Source organism: Comamonas denitrificans (assembly GCF_017368815.1).
Lineage (GTDB): Bacteria > Pseudomonadota > Gammaproteobacteria > Burkholderiales > Burkholderiaceae_C > Comamonas > Comamonas denitrificans.
The window spans coordinates 1-22253 of record NZ_JAFNME010000037.1; the positions used below are offsets into that span (position 1 = coordinate 1).

The following is a 22253-nucleotide window of genomic DNA, read 5'->3' on the forward strand; positions in this document are numbered from 1 at the left end:
ATTCGCCCATGGGGGGCAGGGGGGTGGGCACCTCGGTGAAGGCCACTTTGGCCAGCAGCTCCTCGGTCACGCTGTCGGCGTGCGGCTCCACGCGCACCACGCGGCCGGGCAGGGGTGCATCGCCGCGCGAGCGCAAGCGGATGCTGGCTGGCAAGCCCGCGGCCAGCCCCACGGCGGCGCTTTGGTCCAGGCGCAGATGAATCCACACGCTGCTGGGCACCACCAGCTCCAGCACGGTTTGCCCGGCCACCACGGTGCTGCCCGGCTCCACCGCGCGGGCGGTAACGATGGCCGCTTGCGGCGCAATCAGCTGCAAATGCTGGCGCTGGGTGCGCAGGGCGGCCACCTCGGCGCGGGTGCGCTGCAGTTCTTGGTGGGCAGCGGCCAGGGCGGCCTGGGCCACATCGCGCTCTTGGCGTTTGAGGTGCAGGCTTTCGGCGCTGGTGGCCTGGGCCTGGGCCAGCTGGGCATAGCGCTGCAGTTGCGCGGCGGCAAAGTGCTGCCGGGTCTGTGCCTCTTGCACACTGGCTTGGGCGCGGGCCTGGGCGGCCTCCAGGGCGCGGATGCGGGCATCCAGATCGACCGGGTCCATGCTGCCCAGCACCTGCCCGGCTTGCACGCTATCGCCCACATCCACGCGCAGCGTTTGCACCCGCCCGGCCACCGTCGGCCCCAGGGTGTGCAGTTGCCGCGCCTGCACCATGCCCAGGCCAAACAGCTGCGGGGTGAGTGCCTGCTGGCGCACCTGCACTTCGGTGACGGGGATGGGGGCCATTGGCCCGGTGCGCAGGGCCACCCACAGCAGCAATGCGCCCAGGGGCAGCAGCACGACCAGCACTTTGAGCTTGGCAGGCGAGAGGGGTGGGAGTTTCATGGCCGTACCGCTTCTTTATAATTTGTAGCACTCTGCGCAGCAGGGGCGGCCAAAGCGCGCGAAAACAAGGCATAAACCGCCGGGGCTTGCTGCTGCATTTGGTGCATATCCCCGGCCAGCAGGGCTTGCATCACCAGCCCTTGCACGCTGCCGATGAACAGCAGCACCGTGGCCTGCACATCAATATCAGCGGCCACGCTGCCCTGGGCTTGGGCTTGTTCGATCAAGCGGTGCAGGCGCTGCCCGTATTCGCGCAGCAGGGTTTGCGCCAGGCGCTTGGGGGCCGAGTTGTCGGCCCGCTGCAGCTCGCCAAACAACATGCGCGGCACGCCTGGGTGCTGCACGGCAAATTGCACATGGGCCATGAAGACCGCCTCCAGCGCCGCCCAAGGGGTGGGGGCGGCGGCCATGGCGCGGTCAATGCGGGACAGCAGCTTGCTGGCCACCCACTGCATGACGGCTTCCAAAATCGCTTCTTTGTTTGGGAAGTGCTTGAACAGCGCCCCTTGCGTCACCCCCATGTGGCGGGCAATGGTGGTGGTGGTGATGTCGCTGGGGTTGCCGCTGGCAGACAGTTGCACCACCGCCTCCACAGTGGCGGCGCGGCGCTCGTCGGCGCTGAGGTATTTGGCAGGGGTTTCCATGGGGAAAGATAGTAACTTATTACTATATTTCCCAATAAACAGAATGGATGTTCTCTATTTAATAAGGAGTTGTTTACGCTGATATATAAAGGATTTCAGAATACTTTTAGCCTGAGATCCTTTATTGACAAGCGCTTGCAGCTCTCTTTTATTGCTTTGGCAGCGTGGCCTTGAGCTGGTAGAGCGCCTCCAGCGCCTCGCGCGGGCTCAGGGCATCGGGGTTGATTTGGGCCAGCAGCGCCTCGGTGGCGCTGGGGGTGGGCAGGTCGGCTGCAGGCGGGGGCGCAAACAAATCCACCTGTGCCGCACCGGCGCTGGCGCGTTCTTCCAGCGCGGCCAGCGCATGGCGGGCGTGGTGCAGCACGCTGGCTGGAATGCCCGCCAGCTTGGCCACCTGCACGCCGTAGCTGCGGCTGGCCGGGCCGGGTTGGATTTCGTGCAGAAAGACGATGTCGTGGCCATTTTCAGCGGCGGCCACGTGCATGTTGATGGCGGCGCGGGCCTGGGCGGGCAGCTCGGTCAGCTCAAAGTAGTGCGTGGCAAACAGCGTGAAGGCCTGCACCTTGTCGTGCAGGTGGCGGGCAATGCCGCTGGCCAGGGCCAGCCCGTCAAAGGTGGATGTGCCCCGGCCAATCTCATCCATCAGCACCAGGCTGTGCGCGGTGGCACTGTGCAAAATTTGTGCCGCCTCGGTCATCTCCAGCATAAAGGTCGATTGCGCGTTGGCCAGATCATCGGCCGCGCCAATGCGGGTGTGGATGGCATCAATCGGCCCCAGGCGGCAGGCGCGGGCCGGCACGTAGCTGCCCATGCTGGCCAGCAGCACGATCAGCGCCACCTGGCGCATGTAAGTCGATTTACCGCCCATGTTCGGCCCGGTAACGATGTGCAGGCGCTGGCGCGGGTTCAAATCGGTGCTGTTGGGGATGAAGGTGGCGTTGGCCGTTTGCGCCAAGCGTTCCTCCACCACCGGGTGGCGGCCCTGGTCAATCTCAATGCACGGCTGGGGCGTAAAACTGGGCGCACACCAGTTCAAGGTGAGTGAGCGCTCGGCCAGGCAGCACAGCACATCCAGCGCCGCAATGGCTTGGGCCACGCGGGTGAGTGCCGGGATAAAGGCTTGCAGCTGATCCAGTAATTGCTCGTACAGCCACTTCTCGCGCTGCAGTGCGCGCTCCTGGGCGGACAGGGCCTTGTCCTCAAAGGCTTTGAGCTCGGGGGTGATGAAGCGCTCGGCATTTTTTAGCGTCTGGCGGCGCTGGTAGCGCGCGGGCACCATATCTTTGTAGCTGTTGGTCACCTCAATGTAAAAACCATGCACACGGTTGAACTGCACGCGCAGGTTGGGGATGTCGGTCAGCAGCTTTTCCCGGGCTTCCAGCTCCAGCAAAAAATCATCGCAATTGGTCTGGATGGCGCGCAGCTCGTCCAGCTCGGCATCAAAGCCGCTGGCAATCACGCCGCCATCGCGCACCAGGGCGGCCGGCTCGGGCAACAGGGCGCGCTGCAGCAGATCGGCGCAGCCTGCGGGCGGTTGCAAGTCGCTAAAAATTTCAATCAAATAAGGCGATTGCGTAGGTGGTGTCTGCGCTAACAGCTCTGCTTTTTGAAGTGTTTGCGCCAGCGCCACCAGCTCGCGCGGGCGCACCTGGCGCAAGGCCGTGCGGGCGGTGATGCGCTCCACATCGCTCACGCCCTTCAGGTGCTGGTGCAGCACCTGCCACGGGGCGCTGCTGGCCGCGGCCGGATCGCCGCGCAGCACGCCAATGGCCTGCAGCCGCGCCTGCGCCGGGGCACGGTCGCGCGGGGGCTCCAGCAGCCAGGTTTTCAGCAGGCGGCTGCCCATGCCGCTCATGCAGGTGTCGAGCAAAGAAAACAGCGTCGGGCTGTCCTCACCGCGCAGCGTTTGCACCAGCTCTAAGTTGCGCCGCGTGCTGCTGGGCAGGCGCATCAGCGCATCGCTTTGCTGCACTTGCAGGCTGTGGATATGGGGCAAATTGCGCCCCTGGGTGTGCTCGGCATAACTGAGCAGCGCCGCGCTGGCAGCGTGCGCCAGGGGCAGGTCTTGCGCCTCCCAGGCGTGCAGGCTGCTGCTGCCGAGCAACTCCAGCAATTTGCTGTGGCCCAGCCCCGCATCAAACTGCCAATCCGGGCGCGGGGCCAGCGGGCAGCCAATGTGCCCGCTGTGGCGCAAGTCGTGCAAGGCGTGCTCAAACCGCTGCGTTACCCCCGCGCTGTACAGCACCTCGCTGGGCGCAATGCGGGCCAGGGTTTCGGCCAGCTCAGCCTGGGCGCATTCGGCCAGGTGAATGCGCCCCTGTGTCACACTCATCCACGCCAGCCCCACGCGCTGGCGGCCCCCGCTGTGCAGGGCCAGCAGCATGGCCTCGCTCTTGTCCGACAGCAGCGCCGTATCGGTCAGCGTGCCGGGCGTGACCACGCGCACCACCTTGCGTTCTACCGGCCCCTTGCCCACGCCCACCTCGCCCACCTGCTCGCAAATGGCCACCGACTCGCCCAGCTTGATGAGGCGGGCCAGGTAATTTTCCAGGGCATGAAACGGCACCCCCGCCATGCTCACCGCAAACCCCGCCGACTGCCCGCGCGTGGTCAGCGTGATGTCCAGCAGGCGCACGGCTTTTTCGGCATCGTCCCAGAACAGCTCGTAAAAATCGCCCATGCGGTAGAGCACCAGGGTGTCCGGGTAGTCTTTTTTGATAGCAAGGTATTGCGCCATCATGGGCGTGTGCTGCTCTAAAGGCGTGGTGTAGGGGGAGGGGGCAGCAGCAGAAACGCAGGCGGGGGAGGCAGAAACGGTCAAAACAGGCTCTTCTAGGCAGGGTGCAAAGCGGCGTAGTGTAAAAAAAGCCGCAAGGGCTGTGTGCGCTTGCGGCTTGTGGCTTGGGTTGTGCACATGCGTGCATGGGGTGCGTTCGTTATCTCAAATACTCATAAAGTAGTAGCTTTTAGCGTCGTCCGTGCCTGTGTTTTTTGGCATTTTTTGCAATAAAAACCCGCCGGGCTAGGGCGGGTGCTGCAAGAAAGTGGTGTGATGTGTGCCTGAATCAGAACCTGTGGTTAATTTTGGCTTGCTTCATGATTGTGTTGGCCATGTCGCGTGAGGGCATGTTCTTGGAAACGATCTGGTTGCGCTGTTCGTTACCCCAGACTTCGTGAGAGCCTTTGCCCTGCCGTATCAATCTGTAGCCATGGGCCTTTAGCACTTCAATGACCAATTTGTAATAACCATTCACGCTAGGCAGATATCGTTGTCTTTGATGCGCATCTCGGTTTGCGCCCGCGCCCGTCTGCCATTCATTGCCAACTCCAGCAGTACGTGAGAGGCGCTGATGACCTCACTGCGCAATTCGTCGAGGGTCTCGCCGCAGACCACCAATCCATCAAAATCTGGGCTTTCTGCCCAGTAGGTTTTTGAATCTGCATCGAAATGCACATTCACGCGAACCTTCACAGGTATGCCAAAGCGAGCGGCAACCTTCCAACCGGGTAGGCCAACTCTGTACATGCTTCTCTCCTATCTGTATCGCGGCGAAGTTGCGCCGTACCCGCATCCTACCTTTAATCTTAAAAAACCTTGGAATGGCGGAAGGCAGCAGGAGTCGAACCTACCTGGGAGTGGCTGACACCCCCTACCGGGTTTGAAGCCCGGCCGCACCACCGGGTGCGCTTGCCTTCCTCAGTGCCCGCTGTGCTGGGGCAAAGCGGCGATTGTAGTGGCTGTGGCGGGCTGTATTGGTGGGTTTTACCCCTGCCAGTGGGCACCGGGGCGCAGGGTGTGGGCATCGCCCACGCGGCGGGTCAGGCCCAGGCGGTTGAAGCATTCCATGATTTGGATGGCGCGTTTGCGGCCCAGGGCGGTGGCATCGCGAAAGTCTCGGGCAATCACTTGGCCCTGGGCGTTTTGCGTGGCCAGTTCGGTGATGAGGGCGGCCAGGGCGTTCATGTGCTCTTGGGCGTAGAACAGGTCTTTGACGACCTGGAACAGCACCCCCTGGCGGGCCAGCTTGCGCAGCAGCTGGCGCACCAGCTCTTCTTTTTGTTCGGTGTCCTGGGCCAGATCGCGCACCCAGGGCGGGTCGAACCGGCCTGCGGCAATGCGCGGCAGCAGTTGTTCGGCCAGGGCGGTTTCCTGCTCGGTGAGCTGCACGCGGTGGCTGGGCAGGCGCAGCCAGGCCCCTTCGGCCTGCAATTGATCGGTGGCGCTGAGCTGGGCCACCAGGGCTTGCCACAGTGCTTGGTGCTGGCTGCCGGTGTGGGCCGCGCCGGGCCAGACCATGCGCTGCAGGCGGGCGTTGTGTGCGCCGGGTTCGTCCGGCTGCTGCTGGTGAAATTGCGCCAGGGCATCGAGCAACTGGGTTTGCAGGGCCTGCCAGTTGTCCGGGTGCAGCAGCAAGGTGTCGCCCTGGGGCAGGGGGATGCGCTGCAGGCCCTCGGGCACGGGCGGCTGGTGCTGGCCGCACAGGCGTTGCAGGTGCGACAGGGGCAGGCCAAAGCGGGCCTGGGCCAGCAGGGGGCCGGTGTCGCCAGCGGCCAGCCAGTGCTCCAGGGCCTGCCAGGTGGCTTGGCGCTGGGGGCTGCGGCGTTTGCGGGCGGGGGCATCGGGGTCGAGCACCATGGCCCCGCCCAGCGTGCGGCTGGCCTGGGCGTTGCGCACGATGACGCGGTCGCCCGGCAGGGCAAAGACGGGCGCATCCAGCACCAGCTGGGCGTAGCCTTCGTGCCCCGGTTGCAAGGGGCCCGCGCTGGGGTCGCCCAGGGGCAGGACGTGGCCGGTGCAGTGCTGGGTGCCCAGGTGCAGGTGGACGGCTGTCCAGCCGGCCAGCGGGGTGTTTTCGGCCAGCCAGTGCAGGCGCACATCCAGGCGGGTGCTGGCGCTGAGCAGTTCGGGCTGGGCCAGCCAGTCGCCCCGGGCAATGTCCTGCGGGTGCAGGCCCGCCAGATTCAGCGCCACGCGCTGGCCGGCGCTGCCGCTGGGGCTGGCGCGGTTTTGTGCGTGCAGGCTGCGCACGCGCACGCTGCGCCCGCTGCCCGAGTGGGTCAGGCTGTCGCCCACGCTGACCTGGCCGCCAAAGACGGTGCCGGTGACGATGGTGCCCTGCCCGGTGAGGCTGAAGGCGCGGTCCACCGCCAGGCGAAACAGCCCCGTGCTGCTGCGGGCCGCATGGTGTTGCGCCTGGGCCAGCAAATGCTGGCGCAGGGCCCAGGTGCCGGGGTCGTCCGGCTGGGCGGCGGCGGTGGCAAACAGCGGGGCCTCGGCCATGGCGGTGACGCTGAGGATGGCGCGGACTTCTTCCTGCACCTGGGCCACCCGCTCTGGTGGCACGCAGTCGGCCTTGGTGATGGCCACGCTGGCGCTGCGGATGCCCAGCAGTTGCAGGATTTGCACGTGCTCCAGCGTTTGTGGCATCACGCCATCGTCGGCCGCCACGACCAGCAGGGCGTAGTCGATGCCCACGGCCCCGGCCGCCATGGTGTGGATGAATTTTTCGTGGCCGGGCACGTCGATGATGCCCAGCACCTGCCCATCGGGCAGCGGCAGGTAGGCGTAGCCCAGTTCGATGGTGATGCCGCGCTCTTGCTCTTGTTTGAGCCGGTCGGTGTTGGTGCCGGTCAGCGCGCGCACCAGGGTGGTTTTGCCGTGGTCGATGTGCCCGGCGGTGCCGATGATCATGGGAGGGAAATATTCAATAAAAAATAGCTGGTTCCGCTTTTAAATAAAGGGTTTTAAGGTTGAAAACACTATAAAACCATTGTCAATAAAGCGGTAGCAGCTATGTTTGTGCAGGTATCGAGGGCAGCTGTGCAACGAACTCGTCTTGCTCGGCCGCTTCCAGGCAGCGTAAATCCAGCCACAGCGCCCCCTCCTGGGCACGGCCAATGACCGGGCGCGGCAGGCGGCGCAGGCGCTCTTGCAGCTGGGTGACACTGGCGGTTTTGCTGGCTGGGCGCAGCTGCAGGCCAAAGCTGTCCAGGCTGTCCACCGGCAGGGCACCGCTGCCAATTTGGCTGCGCATGGGGCTGGGGGTGACCTGCCAATCGCTGCCCAGGGCGGTTTGCAGCAGCGGGGCCAGTGCGTGGGCCTGGGCCTGCATGGCACTGGCTGGGCGGGTGAACAGGCGCAGCGTGGTCAGGCGCTGGGCCAGGGTTTCCGGGTGCTGGTACAGGCGCAGCGTGGCCTCTAACGCGGCCAGGGTGAGCTTGCCCACGCGCAGGGCACGCTTCAAGGGGTGGCGCTTGATGCGGGCGATCAAGTCCTTGCGCCCGACGATGAGGCCCGCCTGCGGCCCGCCCAGCAGCTTGTCGCCGCTAAACGTCACCACATCGGCCCCGCTGGCAATGGTGTGGGCCACGGTCACTTCGGGCGGCAAGCCGTAGGCGGCCATATCAACCAGGGTGCCGCTGCCCAAATCCACCACCATGGGCAGGCTGGCAGCGTGGGCCAGGGCGGCCACCTCGGCATCGGCCACGCTGGTGGTAAAGCCCTGGATGGCGTAGTTGCTGGTGTGGACCTTCATCAGCAAGGCGGTGTGCTCGCTGATGGCCCGCTCGTAGTCATGGGCGTGGGTGCGGTTGGTGGTGCCCACCTCGACCAGGCGGCAGCCGGCCTGGGCCATGATGTCCGGGATGCGAAACGCACCGCCAATTTCCACCAGCTCGCCGCGCGAAACCACCACTTCGCCCCCGGCGGCCAGTGCGCCCAGGGTGAGCAGCACGGCAGCGGCGTTGTTGTTCACGATGGTGGCGGCCTCGGCCCCGGTGAGCTGGCAGATCAGGTCGGTTACCAGGTCATCGCGGTCGCCCCGGCCCCCGTCCTCCAGGTCGTATTCCAGGTTCATTGGGCTGGTCATGGCCTGGGCCACGCGCTCCACCACCTCCTGCGGCAGCAGGGCGCGGCCCAGGTTGGTGTGCAGCACGGTGCCGGTGAGGTTGAACACGGGTTTCAGGCGCGGCGCGTGGCGGCGCTCTAGTGCCTGTTGCACCTGGGCGGCGATGGCCGCTGGGGCGGTGTGCGCGGCGCTGAGCGTGCCACTGCGCAGCTGCGCACGCAGGGCATCGAGCACCTGGCGCAGCGCCGCCGTGGCGCTGCTGCGGCCATAGTCGGCCAGCAGTGGGGCCAAGGCGGCATCGCGCAGCAGGGCATCAACGGAAGGGATGCGGGGCGAAGGGATCATGGGCTGCGGCAAAGGGGTGGACGGAAATCAAGGGGCGGGGAAGGGGTCGATCAGGCCGTCCGCGCCGCCGGTGTCAGCCTGCTCCTGGGCCACGGCCACGTACAGCAGCGGGTTGGCGCTGGCGCGTTGAAAGCGCGTTTCGCTCATCAGCAAGTCCAGCATCAGGCTGGCCAGGTCGTCGGCCAGGGGTTCGGCCAGCGGGTCTTTCTCTTGATTAACGATTTTGCGGTAGCTGCCGCAGGCGGTACAGGTTTCGGCCTGCACCACGCCTTGGTCGCCTTCGATGGTTTGGTATTGAATGCCCTGGGTGCTTTCGCAGTGCGAGCATTTGACGCGCACCATGTGCCAGTCGGTGCCGCAGCCGCCGCAGTGCAGGTAGCGGTGGCCGCTGGCCTGCCCGCCGATGCGGATGACGCTGGCCACCGGTTCGCTGGCGCAGACGGGGCAGACGGTGGCCGGCTGCATGAGCGGCATGTCGGCCTCGTGCAAGGTGGCGGCCAGTTGCGCCAAGCGCACTTGCAGCGCGGCCATGATGAAGGGGGCCATGCCGATGTAGCGGGCCGCCAGGTCTTTGTTGAGCAGCTGCCGGGCAATGGTGTTGCGCTCGTCGCTGGGCAGTTGGCGCAGTTCGGCAATCAGGGGCTGCAATGCCGGGGGCAGGCCGGTGGTCTGGCTGGCCAGGGTGTTCAGGATGTGCTCTAGCGCCTGCTGCCAGTCGTGCAGGCCGGTGTCCAGTTGCTCGGCTGCGGCAAACAGCGGCATGCCGTGCGCCTGGGCGCGTTGCATGGCGCTGCGATCGACGGCGGGCGGGGGCAGCGCCTGGGCCGCCTGGTGCTGGGCGCTGACGATGTGGGCGGCAAATTCCAGGTAATCGGCAATCGGGTTGCCGCTGGCCAGTTGGCGCAAGCGGGCGGCGCGTTCAAGAAACAGGCTGCCGATGTGCGGTGGCAGCACGCGCGGGAAGGTGGTGTTGTCCAGCGCCTCGATCTCGCCGGGTTGCAGGATGCGTCGTGACATAAAACATCTTCCTCAAAATAAAGACCGCCGACTTGCTCTTGTTTAGAGAGCTGTCGGCGGTTGTTTGGTAAGCCTTAACGGCTGTTTTTAAGCTTAATCATTGTCGCCGGTAACCTTGCGGTACCAGCCCCGGTGGTGCTGTTTGGCCCAGGCGCGGGTGACGGTGCCGTACATCATGGCGCGGATGGTGCCGCGCGTCCAAATGGCGGCATAGACGTGCATGATGATCAGCCCGATCATGGCCACGGCAGCGATGGCATGCACCACCGAGGCCAGGCGCACGATGTCCACCGACGGTGTCCACCAGGCACGCCACATGAACACGCCGCTGACGGTGATGGCCGCCATGCTGATGACCAACCCCCAGAACAGCAGTTTTTGGCCGCCGTTGTACTTGCCTTGCTCGGGCATGTTGTGGTCGTCGCCGTCGATCATCTTGTCCACGTTTTTCAGCCACTCGTAGTCGCGCGGCTCCATGATGTTGAGCTTGGCAAAGCGCAGCGCCATGACCACAAAGCTCAGTGCCATCACCACCCCGATGTAGGGGTGCAGGATGCGCGTCCAGGCCCCGCCGCCAAACAGCTGCGTCAGCGGAAAGAGCGCCGGGTGAAAGAACGCCAGCCCCGACAGCGCCAGCAGGATGAAGCAGATGCCCACCACCCAGTGGTTGGCCCGTTCCGATGCGTTGTAGCGCACCAAATCACGCGGGTTGCGAATCATGGCTGGGTCTCCTTTTCAGCAGCTTGCTGGTCTTTGCGCTCCATTTCGTCCTCCAGCTCCTTCGATACCTCGTTGGGGCCTTTGGTGATGTAGTGGAACAGGCTGCCCACGGCAGCAGCGCCCAGGGCGGCCATGGCCAGGGGTTTGGCCACGCCTTTCCACAGCGCCACCATGGGGCTGATCTTGGGATCGTCGGGCAGGCCCTTGTACAGCGAGGGCTTGTCCGCGTGGTGCAGCACATACATGACGTGCGTGCCGCCCACCCCTTGCGGGTCGTACAGGCCGGCGTTGGCGTAGCCACGGCTTTGCAGGTCGCCGATGCGCCGCTCGGCCTGGCTGTGCATGGCCTCCTTGGTGCCGAACATGATGGCCCCGGTCGGACAGGTTTTGACGCAGGCCGGCTCGCGCCCCACGGCCACGCGGTCAGAGCACAAGGTGCACTTGTACGCCTTGTTGTCCTTTTTGGAGATGCGCGGCACGTTGAACGGGCAGCCCGTCACGCAGTAACCGCAGCCCACGCACTGGTCTTGCTGGAAGTCCACGATGCCGTTGGCGTACTGCACGATCGCGCCGGGCGAGGGGCAGGCTTTCAGGCAGCCGGGGTCTTCGCAGTGCATGCAGCCATCCTTGCGGATGAGCCACTCCAGGTTGCCGGTGGCCTCGTTCTCGTACTCGGCAAAGCGCATCACGGTCCAGGACTGATCGGTCAGATCGGTCGGGTTGTCGTACACACCCGCAGCCAGGGTGCCGATCTCGTCGCGCAGATCGTTCCACTCCATGCAGGCGGTTTGGCAGGCCTTGCAGCCGATGCACTTGGAAACGTCGATCAGCTTGGCGACCTCGCCCCCGTGCGCCCCCCGCGCACTGGGCGCGGGGGTGGTGGTGGCCGAACGGCGCTTGATATCTAAAGACATGGTCGAAGACATTGCTCTTTACTCCTTTACACCTTTTCGACCTTCACGAGGAAGGTCTTGGATTCGGGGGTGAAGCTGTTGCCATCGCCCACAGATGCCGTCAAGTTGTTGGCCATGTGCCCCTTGCGCCCCTGGGAGACAAAGCCCCAGTGGATGGGCACGCCCACGTGGTGGATGGTCTTGCCGTCGATCTGCATGGGCTTCATGCGCTTGGTCACGACCGCCGCCGCCTTGACAAAGCCGCGCTTGGAGCTGACCTTGACCTGTTGGCCCGTTTCGATGCCCAGCTCTTTGGCCAGTGCCTCGCCAATTTCCACAAACTGCTCCGGCTGCACGATGTTGTTCAGGTGCACGTGCTTGGTCCAGTAGTGGAAGTGCTCGGTCAGGCGGTAGCTGGTGCCCACGTGCGGGAACTCCTTCGGGTCGCCCGCCGTGCCCTTGGCCGACTCCAGAATCCGCGCGGCCGGGCTGATGACGGCCAGCTCGTTCTTCGGGTACATCGGGTTGTAGCCCAGCGGGTTGTCAAAGGCCTCGTAGTGGGTCGGGAACGGCCCTTCGTTCATGCCCTTGCGGGAGAAGAAGCGCGCCACCCCTTCGGGGTTCATGATGAAGGGGTTCACCGTTTCGGGGTCGAGCGTGGGGCCCACGTCCGGCACGTCTGCGCCCACCCAGCGGCTGCCGTTCCACTGCACCAGCACGCGGTCTGGGTCAAAGGGCTTGCCCTGGCGGTCGCACGAGGCGCGGTTGTACAGCACGCGGCGGTTGGCTGGCCAGGCCCAGGCCCAGTTCAGCGTGTTGCCAATGCCAGTGGGGTCGCTGTTGTCGCGCCGGGCCATCTGGTTGCCGGACGAGGTCCAGCAGCCCGACCAGATCCAGCAGCCGCCCAATGTGGAACCATCGGCCCGCATCTCGCCAAAGCCGGCCAGTTGCTCGCCTGCCTTGCGGATGACTTTGCCCTCGGCATCGGTCAGATCGACCAGTGCGCGGCCGTTGTACTCCTTGGCGATTTCTTCGCTGCTGGGGTGCGCGGCCTGGGCATAGGGCCAGTACAGGTTGGCGATGGGGTCGGGGAACTTGCCGCCTTCTTGCGCGTAGAGCTTTTTCAGGCGCAGGTGCAGGGCCGACATGATGGTGATGTCGGTCTTGGCCTCACCCGGGGCATCGGCCGCTTTCCAGTGCCACTGCAGCACGCGCGAGGAGCTGACGATGGCGCCATCTTCCTCGGCAAAGCAGGTGGTGGGCAGGCGGAACACCTCGGTTTGGATGCTGGCGGGGTCCACATCGTTGTACTCGCCGTGGTTTTTCCAGAACTCCGAGGTTTCTGTGACCAGCGGGTCCATGATGACCAGGAATTTGAGCTTTTTCAGCCCTTCGCGCACGTTGTTGGAGTTGGCCAGCGAGGCCAGCGGGTTAAAGCCCTGGGCGATGTAGCCATTGACCTTGCCCTGGTTCATCAGGTCAAAGATCTTGAGCATGTCGTAGGACTGGTCCAGCTTGGGCAGGTAGTCAAACGCCCAGTTGTTCGCCTCGGTGGCAGCCGGGCCCCACCACGCCTTCATCAGGCTGACGTGGAATTTGGAGTAGTTGGCCCAGTAGTTCATCTGCCCAGGACGCAATGGCTTGGGCGTACGCGTGCCGATGTACTGCTGGTAGTCCTGCTCTTTCTCGTTGGGCAGGGACAAATACCCGGGCAGCGAGGCCGACAAGATCCCCAGGTCGGTCAAGCCCTGGATGTTCGAGTGCCCACGCAGCGCATTCATGCCGCCGCCTGCCACGCCGATGTTGCCGCACAGCAGCTGCACCAAGGCACCGGTACGCAGCATTTGCGCCCCCGTGGTGTGCTGCGTCCAGCCCAGGGCGTACATGATGGTGGCCACGCGACCGGCTTGCGCGGTGGAGGCAAACTTCTCGCACACGTGCAGGAATTTTTCCTTGGGCGTGCCGCAGATGCTCTCGACCTTCTCCGGGGTGTAGCCCGCGTAGTGGCGCTTGAGCCACTGGTACACGCAGCGCGGGTGCTGCAAGGTGGGATCGACTTTGACAAAGCCATCTTCGCCCAGCTCGTAGTCCCAGGTGGATTTGTCGTAAGTGCGCGTCTCGGGGTTGTAGCCCGAGAAGATGCCCTCGTCGAACGCAAAGTCCTCACGCACGATGAAGCTGAAGTCCGTGTAGTTCTTCACATACTCGTGGTGGATTTTGTCGTGCGTGAGCAGGTAATTGATCATGCCGCCCAGGAACACGATGTCCGACCCCGAACGGATGGGGGCGTAGAAATCGGCTACCGATGCAGAGCGGTTAAAGCGTGGATCGACCACCATGAAATAAGCGCCGTTGTGCTCTTTGGCCTCGGTCACCCATTTGAAGCCGCACGGGTGCGCTTCTGCGGCATTGCCGCCCATGATGAGGATGACATCTGCGTTTTTGATGTCCACCCAATGGTTTGTCATGGCTCCACGGCCAAACGTCGGGGCAAGACCTGCCACCGTCGGGCCGTGTCAGACACGTGCTTGGTTATCGAGTGCCAGCAGGCCCCAGGAGCGGGCCACTTTGTGCGTGATGTAACCGGCTTCGTTGCTGGAGGCCGAGGCGGCCAGCATGCCGGTGGACAACCAGCGGTTTACCGTCTGGCCAGAGGCGTTTTGCTCTTGGAAGTTGGCATCGCGGTCATCTTTGAGCAGGCGGGCGATGCGGTCTAGCGCCTCATCCCAGCTCATGCGCTTCCACTCGTTGGAGCCGGGGGCGCGGTATTCGGGGAATTTCAGGCGGTTGGGGCTATTGACAAAGTCCATCAGCGCCGCGCCCTTGGGGCACAGCGTGCCGCGATTGACCGGGTGATCCGGGTCGCCTTCGACGTGCATGATGGTTTCTTTGACGTTGCGCACGCTATCGCCATGCGCATACATCAGCAGGCCGCAGCCTACAGAACAGTACGTGCAGGTTTGGCGCGTGACCTTGGCCTACGTAAGTTTGAACTGGCGTACTTCCGCCAAGGCTGTGCTGGGTGAAAAACCCAGTACCGCCAGGCTGGAGGCTCCATGGTGTTACTCCTTGATAGGGGGAGGGGAGGGACGAATCCGGGGTTTTTGCCAAACCCTGGAGGGAACTGTATAGGTAAGTTTGCGTATTCTGGTCAAAAGGCTTGCAGAGAACTTACCTTAAAAACGCACAAGCTACATTTTAAGTAGCTTTAAACGTAGAAGGCACCAGTGAAAGCTGGTTTGCCCTAATGAAAAAACCCGCAGCACGCTGCGGGTTGGCAGGGCAGTGAGGGGCTTGTTACACCTGATCGTTGCTCAGGCCCGCCGTCTGGCTGAAGCCGCAGTCCACATAAGTGATCTCGGCGGTCACCCCAGCGGCCAGGTCCGACAGCAAGAAGGCGGCCACATTGCCCACATCGTCAATCGTCACGTTGCGGCGCAGCGGCGCAGCATCGGCAATGCGCGAGAGCAGCTTGCCAAAGTCTTTGATGCCGCTGGCCGCCAGCGTTTTGATCGGGCCGGCGCTGATGCCGTTGGCGCGAATGCTGCGGCCATCTTCGGTGCGGCCCACGGCCTCGGCCAGGTAGCGCACCGAGGCTTCTAGCGAAGCCTTGGCCAGCCCCATGGTGTTGTAGTTGGGGATAGAGCGCAGCGCGCCCAGGTACGACAGGGTGAGCAGCGCCGACTTGTCGTTCAGGTAGGGCAGGGCGGCCTTGGCCATGGCCGGGAAGCTGTAGGCGCTGATGTCGTGCGCAATGCGAAAGTTCTCGCGCGTCATGCCATCGAGAAAGTTGCCGGCAATCGCCTCGCGCGGGGCAAAGCCAATGCTGTGTACAAAACCATCAAACTTGCCCCAGGCCGCGCCCAGGTCGGTGAACATTTTTTCAATTTGCGCATCGTCGGCCACGTCGCAGTCGAACACCAGTTTGGAATCAAACTCGGCAGCAAACTCGGTAATGCGGTCTTTAAAGCGTTCGCCCACGTAGCTAAACGCCAGCTCGGCCCCTTGGGCGCGGCAGGCTTTGGCAATGCCATAGGCGATGGATCGGTTGGACAGAACGCCAGTGATTAAGAGTTTTTTACCGGTCAGAAAACCCATGGGGTTGCTCCTTAGAGGTCGTAGAGAGAGAGGGATGAGGCAGAGCCTGCGTGGGGCAGAATTATCGCATGCACATACCTCTGAAAATAATTGGCTTCGTGGCGCTGACCGGTGCCTTGCTCAGCGGCTCTGCGTGGGCCGAGCCCGCCTACGCCTTGTGGGGCAGCCCCAAATACCCGGCAGATTTTGCGCATTTCGACTATGTGCATGCCCAGGCCCCCAAGGGCGGTGCGCTGCGTTTGGTGAGCAATAGCCGCGCGTCCACGTTTGACAAATACAACCCCTTCACCATCAAAGGCAGTGCCCCGGCGTATTTGTCGCAACTGCTGTTTGACAGCCTGCTGGCGGGCAGCATGGACGAAACGGCCACCGGCTATGGCCTGCTGGCCGAGGATGTCAGCGTAGCCGCTGATCGCCTCTCGGCCACCTTCCGGCTGCGCCCACAGGCGCGTTTTCACAACGGTGAGCCGGTGCTGGCCGAGGATGTAAAGCACAGCTTTGACACCTTGGTGGGGCCGCATACCTCGCCGGGTTACAAAACCTTGCTCATCGACGTGGCCGGGGTGGATGTGCTGGATGCCCGCACGGTGCGCTTTCGCTTTAAAGCGCCCAATCGCGAACTGCCGCTGACCGTGGGCAGCCTGCCCATTTTCAGCCGCGCCTGGGGTGCGGGAAAACCGTTTGACCAGGTGGTGATGGAACCGCCCATTGGCAGCGGCCCCTACCGCATTGGCCCCGTGCGCTTTGGCAAAGACATCACCTACGTGCGCGATCCCCACTACTGGGCCAAAGATTTGCCGGTGCGCGTGGGCACGTTCAACTTTGACCGGGTGGAAATCAACATCTACAAAGACAACACCGCCAAGCTCGAAGCCCTGAAAGCGGGCGAATTTGATGTCATGCGCTTTTTCAGCGCCGGCGATTGGGCGCGGCGCGTGAATGGCAAAAAATTCAACTCCGGCGAATTGGTCAAGGGCGAATTTGCCCACCAGCTGCCCACCGGCTTTCAAAGCTATGTACTCAACACCCGCAAGCCGCACCTGCAAGACGTGCGCGTGCGCCAGGCGCTGGGGCTGGCGCTGGATTACGAGTGGATGAACCGCCAGATGTTCTATGGCGCGTACCAGCGGGTGAATGGCATTTTTGGCCACACCCCCTGCGAAACCACTGGCCTGCCCACGCCCGCCGAGCAGCAGCTGCTGGCCCCCTACGCCCACGACCTGCCGCCGGGCACCCTGGGCCCCATGACCGTGCCGCCCAACACCAACCCGCCTGGCAGCCTGCGGGCCAATTTGCTGCAGGCCCGCGCCCTGCTGCAGCAAGCGGGCTGGACGGTGCAGGGCGGTGTGCTGCGCAACGCCCAGGGCCAAGCGCTGGAACTGGAATACCTGGACAGCAACGAAGGCGGCCTGCGCGTGGTCGCCCCCTGGCAGCGCAATTTAGAAAAGCTGGGCATCCGCCTGCGCTACCGGGCGGTGGACTTTGCCCTGTACCAGCAGCGCCTGCAAAAGTTTGACTTTGACATCACCAGCATCGCCTACCAGGGCACAAACAACCCGGGGCAAGAGCTGGCCGATTTGTTTGGCAGCCAGGCGGCCGACCAAGAAGATTCAGGCAATTTCCCGGGTGTAAAAAACCCGGCGGTTGATGCCCTGATTGACAAAATCGTCACCGCCCGCACGCAAGACGAACTGCTCCCGGCCTGCCATGCCCTGGAGCGGGTGATTGCCCATGGCCACTACCTCATCCCCCAGTGGTACGCCAGCACCCACCGCATGGCCTACAACGCCTGGCGGCTGGCCATGCCCAGCGTGCTGCCGCCGTATTCCACGGGCGAAGATTGGGTGCTGCAAACCTGGTGGTCTAAAAAACAATAGCTGTTAGCGCTGATAAAAAAAGGACTTCAGGTGCTTTTAACCCTGAAGTCCTTTTTTATTCAGCGGTGCAAGATATTATTTCTGCTGCATATCCACCCAGCCATCCACCCAACCCGCCACGTGCTGCTGCACCAGCTGCTCCAGCAGGTCGATGTGGCTGGTGCGGTCGTTCAGGCAGGGAATGTAGGCAAACTCCTGGCCGCCCGCCTCCAGAAACGCCTCGCGCGCTTCCATGCTGATTTCTTCCAGCGTCTCCAGGCAATCGCTGGCAAAGCCGGGGCAAATCACCTCCACGCTGCGCGTGCCCGCCTTGGCCAGGGCCTGCAGCGTGGGCTCGGTGTAGGGCTGCAGCCACTGCGCCGGGCCAAAGCGCGATTGGAAGGTGACGCTCAAGCGCTCGGGCGGCAACTGCAGCGCCTGGGCTAGCAGCTGCGCGGTGCGCTGGCACTGGTCGGCATAGGGATCGCCCAGCTGCACATTGCGCGCAGGAATGCCGTGAAAGCTGATCACCAAATGCTCGGCCGCCTTGCCCTGCTGCTGCCAGTGCTGGCGCACGCTGTCGGCCAGGGCACCGATGTAGCCGGGGTGGTCGTGGTAATCGTTCACCAGGCGCAGCTCTGGAAAGCTGCGCGCGCGCTGCAGCCACAGCGTAGCGGCATCGAACACGCTGGCCGTGGTCGCCGCGCAGTACTGCGGGTACAGCGGCAGCAGCAGCACGCGCTGGCGGCCCTGGGCGTGCAGGGCCTGCAGCTGGCGCTCAATGGCCGGCTGGCCATAGCGCATGGCCGGCAGCACAGGAATGTCCAACCCCGCCTGCTGCAGGCGCTGGCCCAGCAGCTCAGCCTGGCGCTGCGTCCAAACGGCCAAGGGCGATCCGGCCTCGCTCCACACACTGGCGTACTTGGCCGCAGCCTTGCGCGGGCGCACCCGCAAAATGATGCCGTGCAGAATCGGCAGCCAAAACAGCGGCGGAATCTCCACCACGCGCCGGTCTGACAAAAACTGCGCCAAATAACGCCGCAGCGCCTTGGGCGTGGGCGCATCGGGCGTGCCTAAATTGCACAGCACGATGGCCACCGAACGCGGCGCGGGCTGGGCCGCCGGATGGAGGGGAGCAAGGGCCTGATGGGGGAGGGGGGAAGCGTTCATCGGGGAGGGAAATTTCCATAAATGCCGCAGCACAGATGCCACGCTGGCGCAGCCAGGGGGTTGAACAAGCCGATCAAATCGTCCAAGAGGAGATATCCAGAATCCAGGCCGGTGATTGTCGGTGATAACCCTGGGGTCTGCTGTGGAGCACTCGCTTGGCAAATGCCGACTAGCACTTGAGCCCCGTGCGCCGGGCGCTGTAAAAAGCCAGCCCCAATGCAGCGGTGAAGAAGACCGCCATCACGCTAGAACCCACATCCACCTCACCATTCCTGAAGTACGCAAACGCTGAGACTGCCCACATGGCCAGCGACATTAGCCCCCAGAGCAGAACACCAGTTAGACCCAAAGCGCAAAAACGAAAGTGACCGCACAGGCCACGGACTACGAAAACAATAGCTGCTTGCGCTTGCTGCACAAGGGCTAGAGGCCAAAAATGCCTGAAACTGGCGCAACCCACGCAGGCGAAGCCCGAGCGAACGCCAAACACCCAGCGGATAAACGCTTGCGAAGGTAAATGGCACTTGAATATTCATGGGCTGAAATGAGCGGGAATAAAAGGCGGGCTAACGAATGAATTCACCGGTGCTGCGCGGCTTTCTCGCGCAGCGTCCGGTGGAATGATGGGCTGGGCATTCAGTGAATAAATCTCATCGGATAAGCTGTATTTGGGCTGCCATCAACGCATCTGAAACAGTTCTTGATGGAAACGCTCTGGTGGCAGGCCGTGGGCAAGGAAGTCCTCGCGCAGCGCCTGACCGAACCCCGGCGGGCCGCAGAACCAGATGCTGGCCGACTGCCATTCCGGCACGGCGGCACGGATGTGTTCGCCATTCAACCGCCCATCCTTGCCATCGACCAGCAGGTGCAGACGCACGCCCGCGGCCGCGGCATCTGCCGTGAGACGGTCGATGGCGGCCTGATCGAACTCGGCAGTCGGATGAAAGAGATCGATCATCTTTGCATCCGGCGTGGCGGCGCGTTGCTTGAGGCGGGCGATAAACGGCGTGATGCCGATGCCCGCACCCACCCAAATCTGATGTGGCTGCGCATCCTCAAAGTCGAAACAGCCGTAAGGACCTTCCACGGTCACCGGCATGCCGATCTTCAATCTTTCCCGCAAGCGGCTGGTGTGGTCGCCCAGCGCCTTGGTGATGAAGACGAGCTGACGGTCAGCGGGATTCCAAGCGGAGGCGATGGTATAGGGGTGCGCGCCTTCGCTGCGGTCCGATGTGACGAAGGCGAACTGCCCGGCGGCATGGCCGCGCCAACCGTCCTCCAGCACGACGGCCGTTTCGAGTACGCGCAGCCCAGGGTAGTCGGTCAGCGCCACGATGGTGCCCTGGGCCTTGCGGCCGGTGCCGATCCGCCCCGTCAGCGTCAGCAGCGCGGCCACGCTGCCGGCCAGCAGCAAGACCGCCAGCAACCCGCCGACAGGCTGCGACCAGTAATCGATCTTGGTGAGCACGGCGGAGTGATAGGCCAGGGCAAGGTAGGCGACCGCGATCCATTTGTGGGTCTTGACGAACCAGTGGTAGGGAAAGCGCTTGATCAAGGCAAGCACGATCAGCACGACGGCGGCGTAGAACGCCCATTCGCCGACGGATTCGGCAAATCCCCGCTGGCTGCGCAGCCAGCCTTCAATGGTGCCGAGAGTTTCCCCGGCCACCGGTTTGCGCACAGGCTTTTCCAGCCAGCCCCAACCCACCATCCATTTGGTGCCTTTTCCCCACCACCAGTGAATGATGGCGACCGCCAGCGCGGCGATGCCCAGCCACTTGTGCAGGCGATACATCTTGTCCAGCCCGTCCAGATGCGGCTCCAGCCATTTCGGGCGCAGCGCCAGCAGCATGGCCACGCTCATCAAGCCGATGCCGATCGTCCCGCTGTATTGCATGAACACGGCGCGAAACGAAAAATAGGTGAACGGTACCGGTGCCAGCGTATCGGCGGCCAGCCATAACGCAGTCAGCAGTAGCAGTACTGCCAGAAGTGAAACCTTAATGCGCTTCATGGATTACCCCCGATGCAATTTCGTATGCAGCCCAACGGGCGAGGTAAGCCGACCGCAGAATGCGGGTCGGCTTGACCGAAATGTTAGAGCCAGAAGCCAAAACCGATAACTTGGATTTGGCGACGGGCGCTAACTGCGAAAAAGCACAGAGCCACCGAGGCGGCGCAGCACTACCAAAAAAATAGCTTCTCGCGCTTGCTACGCAAGGGAAAGAGGCCAAAAAGTCTGGAAAACGACGCAATGCCAGCAGGCGAAGCCCAGACAAACGACAAACCAAGCGCTGAACAACGCTTGAGAAAATGAATGCCGTTTGAATAAGCATGGGCTAAATAAATGGGTTTTCTGTGGGGCTAACGTTCGCCATAACCGGCAGCAAAAAGTGGCGCGACGAAGGAGCGGCGCTTTTTGCCGTCCGAGTTGATGGCGTTGTTATGTTGCATTTCTTAGCTCGACCTTTTTGAACGCTAGCTGCCGATGCCCTGCGCTGGTTTCTAAGCGAACAATTTCGCGGTCATTACTTGTGCCCACGATTGACCACTCTAGTAGTGTGGGCGGCCCGGCGAACGGCCCCTCATGGACCTCATAATTCAGTACGTCCCAAAAGATGATTACCCTCTGTTCGTAGGTGTTCTTCTCCCAGTCAACGGGGTAGTCCACCTCGAAAGATAGCGAGTCTTCTTCCGTGTTCTCTGTGACGCGGCGGATAATCGCGTCATGAAAATGAATGTCGTCTAGCTTCATGCTTTTGCAACATAACGGGCTAGGTAAGCCGCCCGCAGCATGCGGGTCGGCTTGAGCGCTGGGTTAGGACTGATCTTCATTTTTTTCTTCCTGATTTAGAAGTTTGCTCAATTCATCTGGTTTTGCCGTTTTCAACCATTTTTCGATTTTTCGATCGTATCTACGGTCATTCGGCTCTGTTCGCCGCTGCGCTTTTCTCGAATACTTCTTAATGAACGCGAACAATTCACCTTCCAGTTGTTCCACACGCTTTTTCATTTTCCCTAACGGACTAGGTAAGCCGCCCGCAGCATGCGGGTCGGCTTGAGCGCCGGGTTAGACCCAAAGCGCAAAAACGAAAGTGACCGCACAGGCCACGGACTACGAAAACAATAGCTGCTTGCGCTTGCTGCACAAGGGCTAGAGGCCAAAAAGGATTGAAACTGGCACAGCCTACGCAGGCGAAGCCCGAGCGAACGCCAAACACCCAGCGGATAAACGCTTGCGAGGGTAAATGGCGTTTGAATATTCATGGGCTGAAATGAGCAAGAATAAAAAGCAGGCTAACGAACCAAGGTAAGCGGCAACTGGAAGTTGTCCGCTTGAGCGAATTGTTAGGCAGCTGCTCAGTTGCCATAACTGACTGATACCCCTGCTACCGAACGACCTTGTTTGAATACTTTTGCGGAGCCAAGACCACTCAGTTGCACGGCAGAGTCTGAGTGCCATTGGACTTGCAACGGGATAGAGCCGTCAAGGATGAGTGTGTTGCCACCGTCGTTTTGTAGAGCGTCCGTAGCTGAGAGGATTGAGACTTGGGTGTTGAAGCCAGTAGTGGCACCGCAGTTGCGGTTGAACACAACCGCCTTGAGGCTGCCGGATGGCGACGAGACCGTCTGGGAGATCTCATTTCCGCACATGTCGCCGGGTAATCCCCCCATAAACCATCACTCTGAGAAGTAGAGCTATGCGGCCATGGCCAGCCGCTGTCTGGGGGTGATGCCGCCCAATGCCATATTTGGGCGTTCATGGTTATACCGCCATATCCACTGCG

19 protein-coding genes, 1 tRNA gene and 1 pseudogene are annotated in these 22253 nt (G+C 62.8%); 1 reads left to right on the forward strand and 20 read right to left on the reverse strand.

The genetic code is table 11. The features are described 5' to 3' along the window. From J1777_RS12650 to fabI, 13 genes and pseudogenes are all read right to left on the reverse strand, one after another. On the reverse strand, nucleotides 1-874 hold an 874-nt coding region (locus J1777_RS12650; protein ID WP_207576058.1), incomplete at its 3' end, for an efflux RND transporter periplasmic adaptor subunit. Beyond that, the gene (locus J1777_RS12655; RefSeq protein WP_207576059.1) at nucleotides 871-1518 is read right to left on the reverse strand and encodes a TetR/AcrR family transcriptional regulator; all 648 of its coding nucleotides are present in this window, start codon (nucleotides 1516-1518) and stop codon (nucleotides 871-873) included. The genes J1777_RS12655 and J1777_RS12650, both read right to left, overlap by 4 nt. 148 nt (nucleotides 1519-1666) lie before the next feature. After that, nucleotides 1667-4258 (reverse strand): DNA mismatch repair protein MutS, encoded by a 2592-nt coding sequence (gene mutS / locus J1777_RS12660; RefSeq protein WP_207576073.1) that lies wholly within the window; start codon nucleotides 4256-4258, stop codon nucleotides 1667-1669. Nucleotides 4259-4583: 325 nt separating this feature from the next. After that, nucleotides 4584-4772: a type II toxin-antitoxin system HicA family toxin gene (locus tag J1777_RS14595; protein ID WP_423220550.1), complete on the reverse strand. Its 189-nt coding sequence runs from the start codon at nucleotides 4770-4772 to the stop codon at nucleotides 4584-4586. Then, nucleotides 4769-5044: a type II toxin-antitoxin system HicB family antitoxin gene (locus J1777_RS12665; protein WP_207576060.1), complete on the reverse strand. Its 276-nt coding sequence runs from the start codon at nucleotides 5042-5044 to the stop codon at nucleotides 4769-4771. The genes J1777_RS14595 and J1777_RS12665 overlap by 4 nt, the downstream gene beginning before the upstream one ends. A gap of 75 nt (nucleotides 5045-5119) precedes the next feature. Next, nucleotides 5120-5215 (reverse strand) — tRNA-Sec (locus J1777_RS12670). 66 nt (nucleotides 5216-5281) lie between these two features. Beyond that, nucleotides 5282-7210 carry a selenocysteine-specific translation elongation factor gene (selB, locus tag J1777_RS12675; RefSeq protein WP_207576061.1) on the reverse strand — a complete coding sequence of 643 codons (1929 nt, stop codon included), beginning with the start codon at nucleotides 7208-7210 and terminating at the stop codon, nucleotides 5282-5284. Nucleotides 7211-7310: 100 nt separating this feature from the next. Then, nucleotides 7311-8711: an L-seryl-tRNA(Sec) selenium transferase gene (gene selA, locus J1777_RS12680; RefSeq protein WP_207576062.1), complete on the reverse strand. Its 1401-nt coding sequence runs from the start codon at nucleotides 8709-8711 to the stop codon at nucleotides 7311-7313. Nucleotides 8712-8738: 27 nt separating this feature from the next. Further along, nucleotides 8739-9728: a formate dehydrogenase accessory protein FdhE gene (gene fdhE / locus J1777_RS12685; RefSeq protein WP_207576063.1), complete on the reverse strand. Its 990-nt coding sequence runs from the start codon at nucleotides 9726-9728 to the stop codon at nucleotides 8739-8741. 93 nt (nucleotides 9729-9821) lie between these two features. Beyond that, nucleotides 9822-10448 carry a formate dehydrogenase subunit gamma gene (locus J1777_RS12690; protein WP_207576064.1) on the reverse strand — a complete coding sequence of 209 codons (627 nt, stop codon included), beginning with the start codon at nucleotides 10446-10448 and terminating at the stop codon, nucleotides 9822-9824. Beyond that, nucleotides 10445-11374, reverse strand: coding sequence for a formate dehydrogenase subunit beta (gene fdxH, locus J1777_RS12695; protein WP_207576065.1), 930 nt, complete (start codon nucleotides 11372-11374; stop codon nucleotides 10445-10447). Before fdxH ends, J1777_RS12690 begins: the two co-directional genes overlap by 4 nt. A gap of 14 nt (nucleotides 11375-11388) precedes the next feature. Then, nucleotides 11389-14385, reverse strand: a pseudogene (gene fdnG / locus J1777_RS12700) (formate dehydrogenase-N subunit alpha). Between the two features lie 253 nt (nucleotides 14386-14638). After that, nucleotides 14639-15439: an enoyl-ACP reductase FabI gene (gene fabI, locus J1777_RS12705; protein ID WP_207576066.1), complete on the reverse strand. Its 801-nt coding sequence runs from the start codon at nucleotides 15437-15439 to the stop codon at nucleotides 14639-14641. Nucleotides 15440-15507: 68 nt separating this feature from the next. Here fabI and J1777_RS12710 point away from each other — a divergent pair, with 68 nt between their 5' ends. Then, nucleotides 15508-17316, forward strand: coding sequence for an extracellular solute-binding protein (locus J1777_RS12710; protein ID WP_207576067.1), 1809 nt, complete (start codon nucleotides 15508-15510; stop codon nucleotides 17314-17316). 75 nt (nucleotides 17317-17391) lie between these two features. On the opposite strand, the gene hemH is transcribed toward J1777_RS12710, so the two are convergent. From hemH to J1777_RS14510, 7 genes are all read right to left on the reverse strand, one after another. After that, complete coding sequence (gene hemH / locus J1777_RS12715; RefSeq protein WP_207576068.1) at nucleotides 17392-18465, reverse strand: ferrochelatase; 1074 nt, start codon at nucleotides 18463-18465, stop codon at nucleotides 17392-17394. A gap of 263 nt (nucleotides 18466-18728) precedes the next feature. After that, nucleotides 18729-19001, reverse strand: coding sequence for a DUF1010 domain-containing protein (locus tag J1777_RS14600; RefSeq protein WP_423220551.1), 273 nt, complete (start codon nucleotides 18999-19001; stop codon nucleotides 18729-18731). A 143-nt stretch (nucleotides 19002-19144) separates the two neighbouring features. Further along, nucleotides 19145-20479 carry a ferredoxin reductase family protein gene (locus tag J1777_RS12720; RefSeq protein ID WP_207576069.1) on the reverse strand — a complete coding sequence of 445 codons (1335 nt, stop codon included), beginning with the start codon at nucleotides 20477-20479 and terminating at the stop codon, nucleotides 19145-19147. Continuing rightward, entirely contained in the window at nucleotides 20466-20801 is a 336-nt protein-coding gene (locus J1777_RS12725) for a DUF1010 domain-containing protein (protein WP_207576070.1), read from the reverse strand. The genes J1777_RS12720 and J1777_RS12725 overlap by 14 nt, the downstream gene beginning before the upstream one ends. Before the next feature lie 107 nt (nucleotides 20802-20908). Beyond that, the gene (locus J1777_RS12730; protein WP_207576071.1) at nucleotides 20909-21220 is read right to left on the reverse strand and encodes a hypothetical protein; all 312 of its coding nucleotides are present in this window, start codon (nucleotides 21218-21220) and stop codon (nucleotides 20909-20911) included. Nucleotides 21221-21283: 63 nt separating this feature from the next. Then, on the reverse strand, nucleotides 21284-21466 hold the full coding sequence (locus tag J1777_RS12735; protein WP_242700531.1) for a hypothetical protein: 183 nt from the start codon (nucleotides 21464-21466) through the stop codon (nucleotides 21284-21286). A gap of 17 nt (nucleotides 21467-21483) precedes the next feature. Then, nucleotides 21484-21732, reverse strand: coding sequence for a DUF1010 domain-containing protein (locus J1777_RS14510; RefSeq protein ID WP_341352961.1), 249 nt, complete (start codon nucleotides 21730-21732; stop codon nucleotides 21484-21486). Between the last annotated feature and the right edge of the window lie 521 nt (nucleotides 21733-22253).

Excerpts from the sequence above, each read along its gene's own strand:
- J1777_RS12655 (WP_207576059.1), bottom strand. The coding sequence starts at position 1,518 with ATGGAAACCCCTGCCAAATACCTCAGCGCCGACGAGCGCCGCGCCGCC.
- mutS (WP_207576073.1), bottom strand. The coding sequence starts at position 4,258 with ATGATGGCGCAATACCTTGCTATCAAAAAAGACTACCCGGACACCCTG.
- J1777_RS12665 (WP_207576060.1), bottom strand. The coding sequence starts at position 5,044 with ATGTACAGAGTTGGCCTACCCGGTTGGAAGGTTGCCGCTCGCTTTGGC.
- selB (WP_207576061.1), bottom strand. The coding sequence starts at position 7,210 with ATGATCATCGGCACCGCCGGGCACATCGACCACGGCAAAACCACCCTG.
- selA (WP_207576062.1), bottom strand. The coding sequence starts at position 8,711 with ATGATCCCTTCGCCCCGCATCCCTTCCGTTGATGCCCTGCTGCGCGAT.
- fdhE (WP_207576063.1), bottom strand. The coding sequence starts at position 9,728 with ATGTCACGACGCATCCTGCAACCCGGCGAGATCGAGGCGCTGGACAAC.
- J1777_RS12690 (WP_207576064.1), bottom strand. The coding sequence starts at position 10,448 with ATGATTCGCAACCCGCGTGATTTGGTGCGCTACAACGCATCGGAACGG.
- fdxH (WP_207576065.1), bottom strand. The coding sequence starts at position 11,374 with ATGTCTTCGACCATGTCTTTAGATATCAAGCGCCGTTCGGCCACCACC.
- fabI (WP_207576066.1), bottom strand. The coding sequence starts at position 15,439 with ATGGGTTTTCTGACCGGTAAAAAACTCTTAATCACTGGCGTTCTGTCC.
- J1777_RS12710 (WP_207576067.1), top strand. The coding sequence starts at position 15,508 with ATGCACATACCTCTGAAAATAATTGGCTTCGTGGCGCTGACCGGTGCC.
- hemH (WP_207576068.1), bottom strand. The coding sequence starts at position 18,465 with ATGAACGCTTCCCCCCTCCCCCATCAGGCCCTTGCTCCCCTCCATCCG.
- J1777_RS14600 (WP_423220551.1), bottom strand. The coding sequence starts at position 19,001 with ATGAATATTCAAGTGCCATTTACCTTCGCAAGCGTTTATCCGCTGGGT.
- J1777_RS12720 (WP_207576069.1), bottom strand. The coding sequence starts at position 20,479 with ATGAAGCGCATTAAGGTTTCACTTCTGGCAGTACTGCTACTGCTGACT.
- J1777_RS12725 (WP_207576070.1), bottom strand. The coding sequence starts at position 20,801 with ATGCTTATTCAAACGGCATTCATTTTCTCAAGCGTTGTTCAGCGCTTG.
- J1777_RS12730 (WP_207576071.1), bottom strand. The coding sequence starts at position 21,220 with ATGAAGCTAGACGACATTCATTTTCATGACGCGATTATCCGCCGCGTC.
- J1777_RS14510 (WP_341352961.1), bottom strand. The coding sequence starts at position 21,732 with ATGAATATTCAAACGCCATTTACCCTCGCAAGCGTTTATCCGCTGGGT.